The sequence below is a fragment of the Rubritepida flocculans DSM 14296 genome, assembly GCF_000425365.1.
Classification (GTDB): domain Bacteria; phylum Pseudomonadota; class Alphaproteobacteria; order Acetobacterales; family Acetobacteraceae; genus Roseococcus; species Roseococcus flocculans.
The window spans coordinates 135,080-151,683 of sequence record NZ_AUDH01000006.1 but is presented as its reverse complement, the minus strand read 5'-3'; the positions used below and the strand labels follow the sequence as shown (position 1 = coordinate 151,683).

General features: G+C 75.4%; 17 protein-coding genes. All 17 read left to right on the top strand.

The annotated features are described in order from the left end of the window. Positions 1–52: 52 nt before the first annotated feature. The 17 genes from H596_RS0108350 to H596_RS0108270 all read left to right on the top strand — a co-directional run bounded on the left by H596_RS0108350 (position 53) and on the right by H596_RS0108270 (position 16,582). On the top strand, positions 53–880 hold the full coding sequence (locus H596_RS0108350) for a phage capsid protein (RefSeq protein ID WP_027284499.1): 828 nt from the start codon (positions 53–55) through the stop codon (positions 878–880). Positions 881–886: 6 nt separating this feature from the next. Further along, entirely contained in the window at positions 887–1,168 is a 282-nt protein-coding gene (locus H596_RS20755) for a hypothetical protein (protein ID WP_037300557.1), read from the top strand. After that, entirely contained in the window at positions 1,168–1,488 is a 321-nt protein-coding gene (locus H596_RS0108340) for a hypothetical protein (RefSeq protein ID WP_027284498.1), read from the top strand. Before H596_RS20755 ends, H596_RS0108340 begins: the two co-directional genes overlap by 1 nt. A 148-nt stretch (positions 1,489–1,636) precedes the next feature. Beyond that, on the top strand, positions 1,637–1,831 hold the full coding sequence (locus H596_RS0108335) for a hypothetical protein (RefSeq protein ID WP_027284497.1): 195 nt from the start codon (positions 1,637–1,639) through the stop codon (positions 1,829–1,831). A gap of 11 nt (positions 1,832–1,842) precedes the next feature. Next, a complete protein-coding gene (locus tag H596_RS0108330; RefSeq protein ID WP_027284496.1) occupies positions 1,843–2,112 on the top strand; it encodes a hypothetical protein in 270 nt (89 codons plus the stop codon). Position 2,113: 1 nt separating this feature from the next. After that, positions 2,114–2,398 carry a hypothetical protein gene (locus H596_RS0108325; RefSeq protein WP_027284495.1) on the top strand — a complete coding sequence of 95 codons (285 nt, stop codon included), beginning with the start codon at positions 2,114–2,116 and terminating at the stop codon, positions 2,396–2,398. Positions 2,399–2,414: 16 nt separating this feature from the next. After that, complete coding sequence (locus tag H596_RS0108320) at positions 2,415–2,624, top strand: Pam3-gp28 family putative phage holin (RefSeq protein ID WP_027284494.1); 210 nt, start codon at positions 2,415–2,417, stop codon at positions 2,622–2,624. A 3-nt stretch (positions 2,625–2,627) separates the two neighbouring features. Further along, positions 2,628–3,068, top strand: a complete 441-nt coding sequence (locus H596_RS0108315) for a hypothetical protein (protein WP_027284493.1) — start codon at positions 2,628–2,630, stop codon at positions 3,066–3,068. After that, on the top strand, positions 3,065–3,673 hold the full coding sequence (locus H596_RS0108310; protein WP_027284492.1) for a hypothetical protein: 609 nt from the start codon (positions 3,065–3,067) through the stop codon (positions 3,671–3,673). The genes H596_RS0108315 and H596_RS0108310 overlap by 4 nt, the downstream gene beginning before the upstream one ends. Then, complete coding sequence (locus H596_RS0108305) at positions 3,670–5,400, top strand: hypothetical protein (protein WP_156910070.1); 1,731 nt, start codon at positions 3,670–3,672, stop codon at positions 5,398–5,400. The genes H596_RS0108310 and H596_RS0108305 overlap by 4 nt, the downstream gene beginning before the upstream one ends. Before the next feature lies 1 nt (position 5,401). Beyond that, a complete protein-coding gene (locus H596_RS0108300) occupies positions 5,402–5,947 on the top strand; it encodes a hypothetical protein (RefSeq protein WP_027284490.1) in 546 nt (181 codons plus the stop codon). Next, on the top strand, positions 5,944–9,030 hold the full coding sequence (locus H596_RS22845) for a lytic transglycosylase domain-containing protein (protein WP_051212645.1): 3,087 nt from the start codon (positions 5,944–5,946) through the stop codon (positions 9,028–9,030). The genes H596_RS0108300 and H596_RS22845 overlap by 4 nt, the downstream gene beginning before the upstream one ends. After that, positions 9,027–12,125: a hypothetical protein gene (locus tag H596_RS0108290; protein WP_027284489.1), complete on the top strand. Its 3,099-nt coding sequence runs from the start codon at positions 9,027–9,029 to the stop codon at positions 12,123–12,125. The genes H596_RS22845 and H596_RS0108290 overlap by 4 nt, the downstream gene beginning before the upstream one ends. Further along, positions 12,122–12,364: a hypothetical protein gene (locus tag H596_RS0108285; protein ID WP_027284488.1), complete on the top strand. Its 243-nt coding sequence runs from the start codon at positions 12,122–12,124 to the stop codon at positions 12,362–12,364. Before H596_RS0108290 ends, H596_RS0108285 begins: the two co-directional genes overlap by 4 nt. Then, positions 12,361–15,366: a hypothetical protein gene (locus H596_RS0108280; protein WP_027284487.1), complete on the top strand. Its 3,006-nt coding sequence runs from the start codon at positions 12,361–12,363 to the stop codon at positions 15,364–15,366. Before H596_RS0108285 ends, H596_RS0108280 begins: the two co-directional genes overlap by 4 nt. After that, a complete protein-coding gene (locus H596_RS0108275; protein WP_027284486.1) occupies positions 15,363–16,304 on the top strand; it encodes a hypothetical protein in 942 nt (313 codons plus the stop codon). The genes H596_RS0108280 and H596_RS0108275 overlap by 4 nt, the downstream gene beginning before the upstream one ends. Continuing rightward, the gene (locus tag H596_RS0108270) at positions 16,301–16,582 is read left to right on the top strand and encodes a hypothetical protein (RefSeq protein WP_037300555.1); all 282 of its coding nucleotides are present in this window, start codon (positions 16,301–16,303) and stop codon (positions 16,580–16,582) included. The genes H596_RS0108275 and H596_RS0108270 overlap by 4 nt, the downstream gene beginning before the upstream one ends. The last annotated feature ends 22 nt before the right edge of the window (positions 16,583–16,604 follow it).

The following is a 16,604-nucleotide window of genomic DNA, read 5'->3' as shown; positions in this document are numbered from 1 at the left end:
CAGAGCCCGCGCCGAAAGGCGCTCGTTCCAGATCGAGCCATAGGCCCCTGGCATGACCAAGATCATCGATCCCGTCGTCGCCACCTACTACTCCGAACAGGTGAAGGTGGCGTATCAGGCGGGCGCCATCCTCCGCCCGCATGTGCGCGTGCAGAACGGGGTGGTGGGCGGCACCGCCGAGTTCCCGCGCCTTTCCCGCGGCACGGCGCGCCTGCATGTGCCCGCCTCGCCCCGCGTGCCCATGAACGTCACCTACGCGAAGGCGGTGGCGACCGTGCGCGGCTTCTCGGCGGCGCAATACTCGGACGACCTCGAGCGCACGCGCATCGCCTTCGACGAACGCCCCGTGCTGGCCCAGGTGATCGGCCTCGCCTGCGGCCGCATGCTGGACCAGCTCCTCATCGACGCGCTGGTGGCGGCGCTGCCGACGGCGACCATCCCCGATGGCGGCTCGGGCATGACCGAGGCGAAGCTGCGCAACATCGTGCGGCTCTTCGACGCGCGCGCCGTGCCGCGCGGCGACCGCAAGCTCGTCGTCTCGGCCAAGGTCTATGACGACATCCGCGCGCTCAACCTCGCCGTCAACAAGGACTTCGGCGAGACGGGCGCGGCGCGCACCGGCGTGGTGCCGCAGGTCTATGGCCTGGATGTGCTGCTCATCGACGATGCGCGCGACGAGGGCGGCCTGCCGCTCGGCGACGGCATCCGACAGTGCTTCGCCTTCGACCGCCAGACGCTGGGCCTCGCGATCAACATGGAGTCGGAGCTCGAGATCAACTGGGTGCCGACGCACGCCGCCTGGCTGCTGGAGAAGCGCTTCGCGGCCGGCGCCACGGTCATCGATCCCGCGGGCGTGATCCGCGTGGACTGCACGGAGTAACCCCCCATGCCCTTCCAGCTTTCCGGCTTCCGTCCGGCCGCCTCCACCACGGGGACCGCGCCGCGCATCCACACCTACCGCACCACGGACGCGCACGCCGCCGTGGACAATGCGGGCTACTTCAACGAGGTGCACAGCGTGCTCGAGATCGGCGACCTGATCTATGTGCTGGTCGTCACCGGCGGCGGCGCGCTGTCCACCGCCGGCTGGCATGTGGTGGCGACCAAGACCGCGACCACGGTGGACGTGACCAACGTCACCGCCCTCACCGTCACGAACAGCGACTGATGGCGGTCTTCGGCGGCACGGAACTGGCCAGGGGCGTGCTGGCCTGGACGACCAGCACCGCCCCGGCGCAATCCCCGCCCGTGCACATGCACGGGCGGTTCAACGTCACGCTCAGCGGCTCGGCCACGGGCGTGCTGGCGGGCCTGGAGCGCAGCTTCGACGACGGCGCGACCTGGGTGCGGTGCACGGCCGGCGGCGCGCGGGTGGTGCTGGCCAACCCGTGCACCGAGGTGGCCGACGAGCCGGAGGCCGGGGTGCTCTACCGCCTCGCGGTCTCGGCCATCGGCGCGGGCACGCTGGTGGCGAGGATCAGCCAGTGAGCGTGTGGGACTACCGCCTGCTGGGCGGCGTGCTGCGCCGGGGCCTGCCGGGCTCCGGCGCGGCGCTGGCGCAGCGGGTCATCTCGGGCGGCATCATCACATCGCCCGTGCTGACCTTTTCGCGCGCGCAACTTGCTGGCGAGAGGCAGTGTATCTGCTGGCGGACGGCACATGGGCGCTGGCGGCGGCGGACGTGCCGCGCAGGCATCTCGGGCGCGGCATCATCATTGAGCCGCAGCGGACGAACTTTCATCCCAATCCGCGGTATGAGCCGACAACCACCTATCCCGCGCCGCTGCTGGGCTCGGCGCTGGTGGACGCGGCGCTGGCGCTGCCGGCGTGAAGGAGGCGTGCATGGACGATGCGGGCGAGGCGTGGATCGCGCAGGGGTGGTTCGGACCGCGCGAAGTCGCGGAGACCGCCAAGGCGGCGGCGGACGCGGCCTGCGAGGCGGGCACGCTCGGGGCGGTGCTGCCGCCGGTGGGCGCGCCGCCTGCCAGCGCGAGTGCGGATGGTGCGGTGGCCTGCTTCGGCGTGATGGCGCGGGCGGATGCGCCCTGGCCTGACCCGCCCGGCCTGGCGCCGGTGGCGCGGCGCATCGCCGAGGCGCTGGTGAGCATGTGAGATGACCGAAGCCCCGCGCACCGCCCTGGAAGGCTTCAACACCCACCCGCTGGTGGTGGCGCTCTCGCGCGTCGCCGCGCCGCTGATGCTCGCCCTCATGCTCTGGGTGGCGAGCTTCGTCTGGGACATCGACCGGCGCGTGCTGGTGCTGGAGCAGCACCGCGTCTCCGAGCAGGCGCGCGTGAGCGAGCGCCTCATCGAGATGGCGCGCACCCTCGAGCGCGTGGAAGCCCGCATGGCCCGCATGGAGGAACGCGCGCTGCGCTCCGCCGCGCGCGCCGAGTGAAGGAGGAGCAGACCCCATGGCCGACATCGCCCCCGCCGCGCCAGAGCCGCCCGAGCGCATCGCGCTCTTCATGGGCCAGGCGCGCCACATCCTGAGCCTCGCCGGCGGCATCCTGCTGGCGCTCGGCCTCTCGGCCGAGCAAGTGGCCCATCTGGAGGCCATCGCCGGCGCGGGGCTCGCTCTGGCCGCGGCGGTCTGGAGCGCGCGCGACAAGCTGCGCAGGTAAGCCATGACGGCCCGCAGGCCCGACCCCACCGCGGCGCGCGGGTTCCGCAACCGGAACCCGGGCAACATCGTGTTCAACCGCGCCATCGCCTGGCGCGGCCAGGTGGGCGCGGAGCCGGCGGGCCGCTTCGTGGTGTTCGAGGACCATGTGTGGGGCATCCGCGCGCTGGCGGTGCTGCTGCGCAACTACCAGCGCAAGCACGGGCTTTCGACCATCCGGGCGCTGATCCGCCGCTATGCGCCGCCCGTCGAGAACGACACCGAGGCCTATGTCCAGGCGGTGGCGCGCCGCACCGGCTTCGCCCCCGATGCGCCGCTCGATCTCGGCCGGCGCGCCCATCTGCGCCCGCTGGTGGAGGCCGTCATTCACCACGAGCTCGGCGGGCAGCCCTATGAGCCGGCGCTGATCGACCGCGCGCTCGACCTCGCGGGGGTGGCGGCATGAACCCGGACACGGTGCTCGAGATCGGCAACGAGGCGCTGGCGATGCTGGGCGCCCAGCCGGTCATGCAGGCCGACGAGGGCACCGAGCTGGCCAGCACCCTGTTCCGCATCGGCCCCTCCAGCCTGGCCGCGGTGCTGACGGCCCACCCCTGGGCATGCACCATGCGCCAGGCGCGTCTCCCGCGCCGCCTCGCGCCGCCCGAGCTCGGCTTCCGCTACGCCTACGCGCTGCCGGCGGAGATGCTGGCCTTCCGCGGGGCCTATGCCGGCAGCCATCCCGGCGCGCCGCCCATCGCCGTCTGGCGCATTCAGGGCGAGGAGCTGCTCTGCGACGCCGAGGAGGTGTGGGCCGAGTTCCAGGCGGAACCGCCGCTCGCGCGCTGGCCGCCGCATCTGCGCCATTTCGCGCGCGCGGCGCTGGCGGCGGACCTCGCGCTCAACATCACCGGCTCCAACAGCGACGCGCAGCTCATGACGCAGCGCGCCTGGGGCCTCGGCGAGCAGAGCCTTCTCGCGCAGGCCCGGCGCGTGGAGGCGCAGCAGCAGCCGCACATGGCGATGACGGATTTCCCGCTGATCGCGGCCCGCCACGGAGGCGCGTGGTGAGGACGCTGCGCACCGTGCAGACCAGCTTCACGGCCGGCGAGCTGGACCCGCGGCTGGACGCGCGGGTGGAGGTGACGCGCTACTATTCCGGCGCGGCCGCGCTGCGCAATGTCGCGGTGCTTCCCCAAGGCGGCGTGCGCCGCCGGCCCGGCACGCGGCACCTGGCCGACCTGCCGGCCGCCGCCGCCAACGGGCTGCGCCTCGTGCCCTTCGCCTTCTCGGCCAGCCAGGTCTATCTGCTCGCCTTCTGGGCCTTCGGCTTCCATGTCTATCGCGGCAGCGACGGGGCCTTCCTCTTCTCCGGCTCATGGCCCGGCGATGCGGCGGCGGCGAACACCATCAACTTCGCGCAGTCGGCCGACACGCTGCTGCTGTTCCACCACAACATCCCGCCCCACGCCATCCGCCGCGCGGGATCGGACACCTCCTGGACCTCCGCCTCCGCCAGCCTCGCCAACATCCCCAACTTCGATTTCGGCGCGGGGCCCGAGCCGGTGATCAGCGCCAGCCGCGGCTGGCCGGAATGCGGCACATTCCATCAGGGCCGCCTCTGGCTGGCCGGGCTGGCGAGCCGGCCCACCACGCTGCTCGCCTCGCGCGCCGGGCAGTTCTTCGACTTCCAGCAGGGCGCGGCGGACGACGAGGGCATGATGCTCTCGATCGACAGCGACCAGCTCAACCAGATCCACCAGCTCATGTCCCATCGCGGGCTGTTGATCTTCACCTCGGGGGCGGAGCACGCCATCACCGTCGCGCCGCCCATCACGCCCACCAACGTGGCGATCGAGGAGCAGTCGCGCCGCGGGGTTCGGCGCTTCTGCCGCGTGGCGGAGGTGGACGGGGCGCTGCTCTTCGCCCAGCGCGGCGGCGCGGCGCTGCGGCAGTTCGTCTATGCCGAGATCGAGCAGGCCTGGCAGGCCGAGCTGCTCTCGCTGCTCTCGCCGCACCTCATCGACAACCCGCGCGACGTGATCGCCGTCAAGGGCCGCGCGCAGGACGACGGCGACCTGGTGCTGCTGCCCGAGCTCTCCGGCGCGGGCATGGCGGTGCTGAGCCTGCTGCGCGCGCAGGAGGTGGTGGCCTTCACCCGCTGGAACTTCGACGGCGTGCTGCTGGGCGCGACCGCGCTCGCCAACGGCGCGATCTTCCTCGCCGTGGCGCGCGACGAGGCGGTGCGCCTGCTGATGGTGGAGCCGGAGGGGCTGCTGGACCATGCGCGCCACTACGCCTTCGCCTCCCCGACCAGCACGCTGACGGGCCTGTCCCACCTCAACGGCCGCGAGGTGGTGATGGTGCTGGACGGGCGGCCGGAAGGCACGGCGGTGGTCAGCGGCGGGACGCTGAGCCTGCCGCGCCCCTGCGTGACGGCGGAAATCGGCCTCGGCTTCGAGGTGCTGATCCGCACCATGCCGGTGGAGCCGCGCGACCCGACCGGCGCGCTGATCGGCCGCAAGAGCCGGCTGGTGCGCATGGCGCTGCGGCTGCATCGCTCCGGGCCCGTGGAGCTGCGCGGCGCGACGCTGGCCACGCGCGTGATCGGCGACGATCCGGCCCCGCCGCTGGACGCGATCCCGCCGCCCGCCCCGCAGCGCCTGACGGGCGAATTCATCCTGGACGGGCTGCTGGGCTGGCGGCGCGTGCATCAGGTGGAGCTGCGCCAGCCGCCCCACCGCCCGGCGCCGCTGACCGTGCAGGCGCTGGCCATGACCGTGGCCGTGGGGGAATAGCATGGCCGAGCTCGCCACCATCGCCGCGGTGGTCTCCGCGGTCGGCACCGTCGCCTCCACCGGGCTTGCGCTCATGCAGGCCTCCGCCCAGGCCAGCGCGCAGCGCAGCCAGGCCGCCATGCTCGAGCTGCAGTCGCGCCAGCAGGAGCTGGAGGCGCGCGGCGTGGAGCTGCGCGGCCAGAACGAGGCGCTGGACACGCGCGAGGCGCTGTTCCGCACCCTTGCCACGCAGAACGCCCGCTATTCCGCCGCCGGCGTGGTGATCGGCGAGGGCACGGCCGAGACGGTGGCCGAGCGCACCAGGGCCGAGGCCGACCGCCAGCTCGAAATCCAGCGCACCAACACCGAGATCGCCGCCGCATCCGCCCGGCTCGGCGCGGGCATGACGAGCCAGCGCGCCCTGCTGCTGCGCGACGACGCCTCCGCCACCGCCACCGCGGGCGCGCTGGGCGCCTTTTCCACCTTCGCCCAGGGCGCGATGCGCGTGGCCGACCGCTGGCCGGGCCAGAGCAAATCCGGCGGGGCCGCGCCGAGGACATCCTCATGAGCGGCACGCGCCCGCCGCTGCGCCGCCAGAGCCTCGAGATCCCCGCGCCGATGGCGCAGGCGCAGCCCCAGCCCGTGCGCCCCGTGGCGGCGGGCGAGGTCGGCATGGGCCGCGCCGCCGCTCTCGCCGGGCTCGGCGCGCGCCTCGAGCGCCTGACCGCCCAGCTTCACGACCGCGCCGACCGCGAGACCATCGAGGCCGCCTGGGCCGCCGGCACCGAGGCCGCCGAGGCCGACCCCTCGGTGCGCATGGAGGGCGGCGGCGCGCTCTACCGCACCGTCTTCAACCGCGCGGCGGTGGACAGCGCGGCGCGCCGCCTGGAGGTGATGGCGCGCCAGGAGCTCTCGGGCCTCGCCGAACGCCACGCGGCCGATCCGGAGGCCTTCATCGCCGGGGCCACGCGCTGGCGCGACGAGACGGCGCAGAGCCTGCCCGCCATCGCCCGCGCCAGCTTCCAGCAGCGCTTCGACGCGCTGGCCCTGCCCATGGCCAACGCCGTGCGCGAGCAGCAGCGCCGCCGGGTGGCCGATGACGCGCTCTCCTCCATGGCGGCGGTGCTGCCCGCGCGGCTCGCCGATGTCGAGCGCGCCGCGGGCCAGGCGCTCGCCGACCCGCAGGCCTGGACGGCCGCGCGGCGGATCGAGGACCAGACCGTGGCCGAGCTGGTGGCGCTCGGCCCGCGCGAGGCCTTCCAGGCCGGCGGCCGGTCCTGGCCGGCTGACCCCTCGCGCGCCGGCGCGCTTTCGGCCGTGGAAGTCACGCAGCGCATCGAGGCGCTGCGCCAGACGCGCGATTTCGCGCTGGCCGAGGCCGCCTGGCGCGCGGCGGGCGGGGGTCTCGCCTGGATCGAGCAGTTCGAGCGCGGCGGGGCGGCCCGCGTCTCGCCCTTCGCGCAGCGCGAGGCGAGCCAGGGCCGCATGCTCGCCACGCCCGAGCGGCTGCGGGCGCGGGTGCCGGAAGCCTGGCAGCCGCACCTCGCCCGCGCCGCCGCCGAGACGGGGCTGCCCGTGGCGCTGCTGGCCGCGCTCGCCGGGCACGAAAGCGGCGGCCGGGCCGATGCCGTGAGCCCCAAGGGCGCGGTGGGCCCCATGCAAATCCTGCCCTCCACCGCCGCCGATCCCGGCCTGCCGGGCGTGCCGCCCCTGCCGCGCGAGGCGCTGACCGACCCGGCCCGCGCCATCCCCTGGGGCGCGCGCTATCTGGCCGCGCTGCGCGACCGCTTCGACGGCGATCTCGGCCGCGCGCTGGCCGCCTACAACGCCGGCATGGGCCGCGTGGAGCGCGCCGCGCGGGGCGAACAGCCCCTGCCGCAGGAAGCGCGCGACTACCTGGCCACGCTGCTGCCCGCCATCCCCGCGCAGGACGGGCTCAACAGCGCCGAGCGCGGCCGCATCGCCGCCCGGCTGCGCGCCATGGAGGCGCAGGACCGCGCCGCCACGCGCGAGGGCGAGACGCTGCGCCGCGCCGAGCTGGACCGCCGCATGGCCGAGAACCTGGCCGCCATCGCCCAGCAGGGCCGCCCGGTGCATGTGCTGACCGAGGCCGAGATCGCCGCCGCCGGCCGCGACCCCGTGCAGGTGCTGGAGCGCGAGCGCATGGCGATGGAAGGCCACGCCGCCGCCGAGCTGGCCCGCACCACCGCCGACCCCGCGGCGCTGCGCGACCTCGCCGCGCGCTTCGCGCCCGGCACGGCGAATTTCTCGGCCGACCCGGCGGCCGCGGTGCGGCTGCTCAACCATCTCGCCCAGCGCGGCGTGCAGATCGAGGGCGCGGCCTTGCAGGAGCGCATCCGCGACCTGACCGTGGAGGCCGAGGCGAGCGGCGAGCGCCGCGCCATCACGGCGGAGGAGGGTGCGGCCGCCGGGCTCCCGCCCGAGCGGGTGGCCGCGATCAACCGCGAGCTGGAGCTGGCCGCCGACCGCGGCGCGCTGCGCCGCCAGGCCGCGGCCCTGCCGGAGGCGGAGCGGGAGGCCTTCCTCGCCCGCTTTCCGCTGACCGGGCCCGACGCCCGCCGGAACGCCGAGCGTGTGCAGGCCACCGTCCAGGCCTTCGAGGCGCGCGACCGCGCGGTGCGCGAGGACGCGGCCGGCTACGCCATGGCGGGCAGCCCCGCGCTGCGCGACCTCGCGCAGCGTGTGCAGGGCGGCGAGCTGGCGGCGCTGCCGGAGTTCGTGCGCGGGCTGCGCGCCGAGCAGGAGCGGCTGGGCATCGCCGCCGAGCGGCGGCGCGACCTGCCCAAGCCCTTCGTGGAGGCCTTCTACCAGCGCATCGCCAACAGCCCCGACGCCGATGCCGCCTGGGGCGCGCTGGGCGCGCTGCGCGAGGCGCTGGGCCTGCCCGGGCTGCGGCGCACCCTGGCCGAGTGGCGCATGGAGGGCGAGGGCCGCGACGACCGCCGCCGCGCCATCGCGGTGGCCGGCGCCATCATGGACCGCGACGAGGCCGTCTCGCGGCAAATCCTGCGCGGGGCCTTCGCGCTGCGCGACAACCCGCCGCCCGAGGCGCTGCGCCGCGACGTGCAGACCGCGCTCGACCTCCATCTGGGCCCCGCGCTGGAGCGCCGGCCCGAGGCGCGCGCCGACATCGCCGCGGCCGCGCTCGCCGCCGGGGCGGCGCTGGCCGCCGCGCGCGGCCGCTCGGCGGAGCCGCTGCGCCGCGCCGATCTGGCCGGGGTGCTGGAACGCCTCGCGCCCGTGGCGAGCTATAACGGGCGGCTGACGCTGCTGCCTGAGGGCATGAGCGAGCGCGCCTTCCTGGACGTGATGGACGCGCTGCCGCCCGAGCGCCTGGCCGGAGCGGTGGCCGCCGACGGCCGGCCCATCACCCCGGCCATGGTGGCGCGCGGCGGCTTCCAGCTCGAGGCCGTCGGGCCCGGGCGCTATGTGCTGCGCCATGGCGGCCGCGACGTGCTGGACGCCAACCGCCCGGGCGGCGCCTTCGTGCTGGACCTGAACGGCGCCGCGCCGCTGCGCGACGACCCGACGCCCGGCGCGCGCTTCCGCGCGAGCGAGCGCGCGCTGGAGGAGGAGGCGCGCCGCCGCCGCCAGGGGCTGCGGCTTGAGCCGGCGGAGCAAGCGCGGTGAGCGGCGTGCTGGCCCTGGGGCCCGAGCCGCGGCCCGTCGCCTGGGACCCCATCCCGACCGCGCCGCGCGGCCTGGCCGAGCGCTTCATGCTGGGCCTGGAGGCGCAGCTCGCCACCGGCAATTTCGCCTCGGAGGAGCGCAACGCCCGCCGCGCCTTCGCCGAGGCCCAGGCCGTGCTGGCCGAGGCGGGCGAGCGCGTCGAGAACCCCTATGAGGCCGGCCGCTGGACCGGCGACACGCTGCGCGACATCCCGCGCGCGCTGAACTGGCTCATCCCGCCCACGCCCGACCGCCTGGTGATGGGGCCCACGCGCTTCGAGCAGCTCGCCAGCCCCGAGGAGCGCCGCCGCCGCGAGGAGGCCTGGGACGCCGCCGTGGCGCGGCTGCGCGCCGCCCGCCCCGATGAGGCCGACCGCTTCCCCACGGTCGCCGAGCTGCGCGACCGCGCCCGCCGCAACGCCATCGAGGCCGAGGCCGAGGCCCGCCGCGCGGAGGACCTCGGCGGCGGGCTCGGCGACTTCGCGGGGCGCGTGGCGGGCGTCTTCGCGGACCCGATCCAGCTTCTCACCCTGCCGCTCGGCTTCCACTCGGCCGGCGGCTCGGTGCTGCGCCAGGTGGCGCGCGTGGCCGCCCAGGAGGCGGCCATCGCCGCGGGCACCCAGGCGGTGGTGGAGCTGCGCGCGGGCCCCTACCGCGTGAGCCTCGGCCTGCCGGACGACAGCCTGGAGCAGATCGGCATGGCGGCGCTGGGGGGCGCCGTCATCGGCGGGGGCGTGCGCGCCGTGCTCGCGGGGGTGGAGCGGGTGCTGGCGCGCGCGCCCCAGGACAGCCCCGCACGCATCCAGGCCGAAGGCGCGCGTCCCGTGGCCGAGACCCAGGCCATGGCCGAGGCGGTGCTGCCCGCGCCGGAGCAGGCGCTGGCGCACGAGCAGGCCGCCGCGGCGGCCCAGGCGGCGCTGCTGGCGCGCCAGCGGCCGGCGGCCAGCCTGCCGGGGCCGAACCGGCGCGTGCTGGCTGGCTGGATCGAGCAGCCCGCGGCCGGAGACGAGCGCCAGGCCATCGCGGACTTCGTCGCGCGCGCCCTGCGCGCGCCGGAAGGCCGGGTGCATGGCGTCGCGGGCGGATGGCTCGAGGAGGCGGAGGCGCGCGCCCTGCGGGAATTGGGCCTGCCGGTGGGCACCGAGACGCCGCGCGTGCTGACCAGCGACGCGGTGCGCCATGTCTGGCGGCGCCACGGCCCCGACGCCGCGCGGGCGCCCGACGAACCGCCCATCACCTTGCACGACCTTGCCGGCTGGCAAGGCTTCATCGCCGCCGCGCAGCAGCGCGCCCTCACCCTCACCGATCCGCGCGGCGCGCAACCGGGCCGTCTCGCCGTCGCCTATCTGGCGCGGGACGCGCGCGGCGGGATGGTGGTGGTCGAGGAATACCGCGCAGGCAACGGCATGCTCGCGCTCGCCACCATGTATCGCCTGCCCGAGGGCAGCGGCGTGACACGGCTGGAGCAGGTGCCTGGCATGGCGGAGCGGATGCGCCGCGCCGCGGCATCACCCCCGATGCACGATGCGGGCCGGCAGCCTGGCCCCCCCGTGCTCACGTCCCAGACGCTCGGAGGCTTGGCCGACAATCTACCGCCGGCCCTCGGCCGCTTCAACGCCTATGCGCCGACCGGCCGCGCCGTGCTGGTGGAGCCGCGCGTGGTCTCGCTGCGCCAGCTCGTTCCGAGCCACGATCCGGAAGGCCGGCCCAACCCGGCCTATCCGCACGCCGAAGGCCTGCAACCGCGCGACCGCGCGGCCGCCCCCAGCCAGGACCAGGTGCGCGCCATCGCCGCGCGCCTGATCCCGGAGCGGCTGCTCCCCAGCCCGGAGGCCGGCGCGGGCGCCCCCATCATCGGCCCCGACCTGGTGGTGGAAAGCGGCAATGGCCGCATCGCCGCGCTGACGCTGGTGCACCGCGACCCCGCCCTCGCCGCGCAGCGCGAGGCCTATCTGGCCGCGCTGCGCCGGGCGGGCTTCGACATCGAGGGCGTCGAGGAGCCGGTGCTGGTCTCGGCCCGCGTCTCTCAGCTCTCCGCCGCCGAGCGGGCGGCCTTCGTGCGCGAGGCCAATCTCCGCGCCACGCTGGCCGAGCCGGCGGCCGAAGTGGCGAAGCGCGACGTGGCCGCGGTGCGCGACGCGCTGCGCCTCTGGCGCGGCGGGGACCTGCGCCACGCCGCCAACCAGGAGTTCCGCGAGGCCTTCGTGGCGCGGCTGACGCCAGAGGAGCGCGGCGCGCTGCTGCGCGCGGACGGAAGCTGGAACGCCGAGCTGATCCAGCGGCTGGAGCGCGCTCTGCTGATGGCAGCCTATGGCGACGCCTTCGGCCCGCTGGCCGCCCGGCTGGTGGAGGGCGAGACCGAGGGCATTCGCGGCCTGGCCGCGGCGCTGCGCCAGGTGGCGGGCGACTGGGCGGCGATGCGCGCCGAGGCCGCGCGCAGCCCGGAGACCGCGCATTACGACGGCACGCCCGCGCTGGCCGAGGCGGTGGACGCCATCCTGGAAGCCCAGCGCCGCAAGCTGCGCGTGGCCGACCTGGTGCTTCAGGCGGACCTGGAACGCCCGCCCATCACCGACTCCGGCATGGGCGTGCTGAAGTCCATGTTCCCGGACGGCGACCTCGCGCGGCGCATCAAGCCCGAAGTCCGGCTGGTGGAGGTGCTGCGCGGCTATGTGGCGCGCGCCCAGCAGGCCGAGGGCGGACCCACGCTTCTCGACCTGCCGCCGGTGCGGGTGAGCGATCTCGCCGAGGCCGCCCGCCGGGCCGAGGAGGCGGATGCCGCCCTGGGGCCGCGCGAGGTGGCGGCGGACGAGCCGCTCACCGACCCGCAGGCCGCCCGCGTGCTGGCGGCCGAGGCCGAGCGTGCCCGGCTGGCGGCCCTGCCCGAGACGGCGCGCGCCGAGCTGCTCGAAGCCCAGCGCATCGCGGCCGCGCGCGACATTCCCGTGCCCGAGGAGGCCGGCGAGATCGGCGCGCGCGCGCTGCTCGAGGCGGCCGAGCGCGAGGCGGAGGAGCTGGCGGCCGCCGCGGCCTGCCTGATCGGGGGGGCGCCGTGACGCAGGCCCAGCTGCTGCGCCTCCCCCCGCCGGACTCGCCGGCCGACACGGCCTGGGCCATCGCCACCCTCAAGCGCCGGCTGCGCGCCCGCCCGCCCATGGCGGTGGCGGCCGTGATCGTGCAGGCCGACGGCGCCATCGAGCTGGTGCATGGCGGCGGGCCGTCGGGGTGGCAGCATCAGCTCGCCGCCGCCACCGCCCTGCTGCACAAGCGCGTGCTGGAGGGCTACGACCCGTGACCACCCGCCATCGCAAATGCGTGGCCGATGCCGTGGAGGCGGGCCGGATCGGCGCGGCCACCGCCGCGAAGGTCAACGCCCGCGTGGAGGAGCTGCTGGGCAAGGGGCTCTCCGAGGCCGAGGCCATGGCGCGCGCCGCCGAGGAACTGGCCGCACAGGGGCGCGAGGCGCAGCGCCAGGCCGCCAAGCGCGTCCTGGCCGCGGCGCGCAACATCGAGCTGGCCGAAGGCCACGCGGCCGGCTTCCACAACGGGGTGCTGGCGCTGCTGGCGCGCGACCTGACCGGCAAGGCCACCTACACCAATGTGGAGGCGCGCGCCCGCGCGATCCGCGGCCTGGCGCATGCCGGCCTCGTGGAGGTGCTGGACCGGTTCCGCTCCAAGGCGCTCGGCCTGATGCGCGACGAGCAGGGCCTTGTGGACATGGTGCGCGCGCTCTACGGCGAGGCCCCGCGCGACCCCGCCGTGAAGGCGCTGGCCGAGGCCTGGACGCGCGTCACCGACCAGATGGTGGACCGCTTCATCGCGGCCGGCGGCGCGCCCTCCACCAAGCGCGCCGACTGGCGCCTGCCGCAGCTCTGGGACCATGCCAAGGTGCGCGCCGAGGGGCGCGAGGCGGTGCTGCGCTTCCTGGAGGAGGAGCACGCCACCGGCCGGCTGCGCGTCATCGACCCGGACACCGGCGCGGAGGTGAACGCGTTGCGCCGCGGCGAAATCTTCGCCGAGGCGGTGGAGCGGCTGCGCACCGAGGGGTTGTCGGACCTCACCCCCGGCGCGCCGCAGGGGCGCGGCGCGCTGGCCAACCGGCGCAGCGCCATGCGCGCCTTCCAGTGGACATCGGCCGAGGCCTGGCTCGGCTTCAACAGGCGCTTCGGCGTGGGCGAGGCGCATCTCTACGACCTGCTGATGGGCCATGTGGACGGCATGGCCCGCGACATCGCCATGCTGGAGGTGCTGGGCCCCAACCCGGACTGGATGATCCGCATGCTGCGCGACGAGGCGCAGCGCCGCCTCGCGCTGGCGGGCGATCCGGAGAAGGCGCGCCGCGCCGCGTGGCGGATCGACACGGTCTGGGCCCATGTCTCGGGCCTCGCCAGCACGCCGGTGAACGACTGGGTGGCCACCGCCTTCCGCGAGACGCGGGCCTTCCTGACCGCGGCGCGGCTGGGTTCGGCCGTGCTCTCCTCCGTCTCGGACTTCGCGACCATGCGCCAGGTGGCGGCCTGGAACGGGCTGCCGGCCACCGGCTGGATGGGCGACTATCTGCGCCTGCTGAACCCGCGCAACGCCGAGGACCGGCGCATCGCCGTGCGCGCGGGGCTGATCGCCGAGGCCTGGGCCCAGCGCGCCGCAGGCGCCATGCGCAACCAGGCGGATGTGGTGGGCACCGGGCTCGGCACCCGCGCGGCGGATTTCGTGCTCCGCGCCCAGGGGCTGGCCGCGCACACCCAGGCCGCGCGCTGGGCCATCGGCATGGAGATGCTGGGGCATCTGGCCGAGCAGGCGGGCAGGCGCTTCGAGGACCTGGACGCGCCGCTGCGCGCGGCGATGCAGCGCTACGGGATCGGCGCGGCAGAGTGGGAGCTGCTGCGCGCCCATGGCGTGCAGGAGCTGGGCGGCTGGCGCGTGCTGAGCCCCGAGGCGGTGGTGCGCGGCCAGGGCGAGCCGGGGCCGGCGCGCTGGACCGGCGATGAGCCGGGCTCATGGCGGCTCGGGCCGGACGGAACGCCGGACCTCGCCTGGCTGCCGGAGGGGATCCCCGGGCTGCAGCCCGGGCCGGTGCGGCTCGCGCGCGGCGATCCGACTAAGCCGGACGGCGGCCGAGTCGGGCTCGCGCACATCGAGGCGCGGCACGGGCAGGAGCTGAAGGAGCCGGCCGAGGATTTCGTGCTGCGTGTGCTGGCGACCGCAACCGAGCTGCGGCAGGGCCGCGACGGCTCGGTCTTCGCCGTGGCGCCGGCACCGGCGCGCAGCGGCGACGAGGTGCTGATCCTCGGCCTGCATCGCAAGGAGGGGTATTGGCAGGTGGTGACCGCCTCGGTGATGCGGCGGAACTACATCGCCAAGCGGCCGCTGCTCGGGCGGTGGGAACGCACGGCCCAACCGCAGCCTGCCGGCGGTGCCGCCCCCTCAGCTCCCGCCCCGGCGTCTGCCGCCGGGCCCGGAGCGGGCGCCAGCGTTGGGGGCCCGAGCGGGGCGGAGACTAGCACCCAGGCCGCCCGGCTGGAAGCGGCGACGCGCCTCCTCGAGTTCGTCCAGACCGAGGCGCGGTTTGCCGTGCCGGAACCCGGCGCGGCCGAGCGCGCCCTGATGCTCGGCCAGACCAGGCCCGGCACGCTGGCGGGCGAGTTCCTGCGCAGCGCCATGCAGTTCAAGAGTTTCCCCGTGACCGTCATGCTGATGCACATCGGCCGGGCGCTGAACCAGGAGCGCCTCTCCGGCAAGGCGGCCTATCTGGCGAGCTTCGCCATCGGCACGACGCTGATGGGCGCGCTGGCCATGCAGCTCAAGGAGATCGCCCGCGGCCGCGATCCGCGCGCGATGGACGACCACCGCTTCTGGCTGGCCGCCTTCGCCCAGGGGGGCGGCGCGGGCATCCTGGGAGACTTCGCCTACACCGCCGTGAACCGCGCGGACCAGAGCTTCGTCGCCAACATGTTCGGCGGGCCGATCGGCGGGCTGACGGACGACCTGGCGCGCATCGCCGGCCTCAACATCCAGGCGCTGGACGATGAGCGCAAGGAACGCGCGCTGGGCGCCGATTTGGCGCGCTTCGTCCGCAACAACGCGCCGGGCTCGACGCTCTGGTATTCGCGCCTCGCCACCGACCGGCTCTTGTGGGACCGGCTGCAATGGTGGGCGGACCCCGAGGCCGCGCGACGCTTCCGCCAGCAGCAGCGCCGCGCGCTGCGCGAGTTCGACCAGGAGTTCTGGTGGGCGCCGGGCGAGACCGCCCCGCGCCGCGGGCCCGAGCCGGCGCGCATCTTCGGAGGTGGACCATGAGCATCAGCCTGGTGCCGGCGGACAACCGCCGCCGGCAATTCGTCTGCACCGGCGGCGAGACGGTGTTTCCCGTCACCTTCCCGTTCTTCGCGGCCGCGCATCTTCTGGTGCGGCGGCTGCGCGCGGCGGTGATGAGCGAGCTGGTGCTCTCGACCGACTACACGGTGGCGGGCGCAGGCTCGCCCTCGGGCGGCAGCGTGACGCTGACGGACCCGGCGCTGGCGGGCGACGTGATCCTCATCTGGGGCCAGCAGCCGGTGGCGCGGACGGCGCAATGGACGGACGGTTCCGCGCTGACCGCGGCCGCACTGAATGCCGAGTTCGCGCGCTGGTGGATCGCGCTGCAGGAGGCGCGGCGCGAGGCCGAGCGCGCGCTGCGGGCAGCCCCGACCGATCCGACCACGGCGCTCGAGCTGCCGCCCCAGGCCGCGCGGGCGGGACGCTTCCTGGGTTTCAACGCGGGCGGCGAGCCCATCGCCATGGCCGGCGTCTCTCCCGTGGCGGTGAGCGCCTGGGCGGCCACGCTGCTGGACGACAGCTCGGCGGCGGAGGCGCGCGGGACGCTGGGGGCGAGCACGGTCGGCGCGCAGGTCTTCACGGCGGCCAGTGCGGCGGATGCGCGGGGCTTCCTCGGCGCGAGCACGGTCGGCGCGCAGGTCTTCACGGCGGCCAGTGCGGCGCATGCGCGGGCGTTTCTCAGCGCGGCGCCAACGCCGAACAACACGGTGGGCGCGCTCGGCCAGTTCTATCACCAAGCGACTGCGCCGGGTGTAACCTGGTCAACGCCGGCCGGCGGAACCTGGGCCTACTCTGTGCGGGGCTTCACCACTGGCGGCGTGTGCAATCTGCAATTTGTGTCGGGCGTGGCTGCCGGCGGAACCGCGATTATCAACTCGCCCTCGATCGTCTTCGAAGGCTTCGCATGGAGGATCGCATGAAGCCGCTGCATCAGCGTGCCGACGGATCGGTGGTCGTGGAGCTGGAGAACGGCCTGCCCTACCACGTTCTGCCGGATGACCCGCTTTGGGCGCAGGCGCAGGAGCTCGATTGGTCGCTGGCCGTTCCGGAAGAGGTGCCGCCGCCGCATGTGGTGCATGTGCCGGCCCCGCGCGTGCTGACCGAGGACAGCGTGCGCGCGATGCTGGCGGCGCTGGGCTTCGAAGAGAGCAGGGTGGAGGCGGCGATTTCGGCCTTTCGGCAGACTCCGGAAGGATAGTGGCCTGAAAACAAGCTCCTGC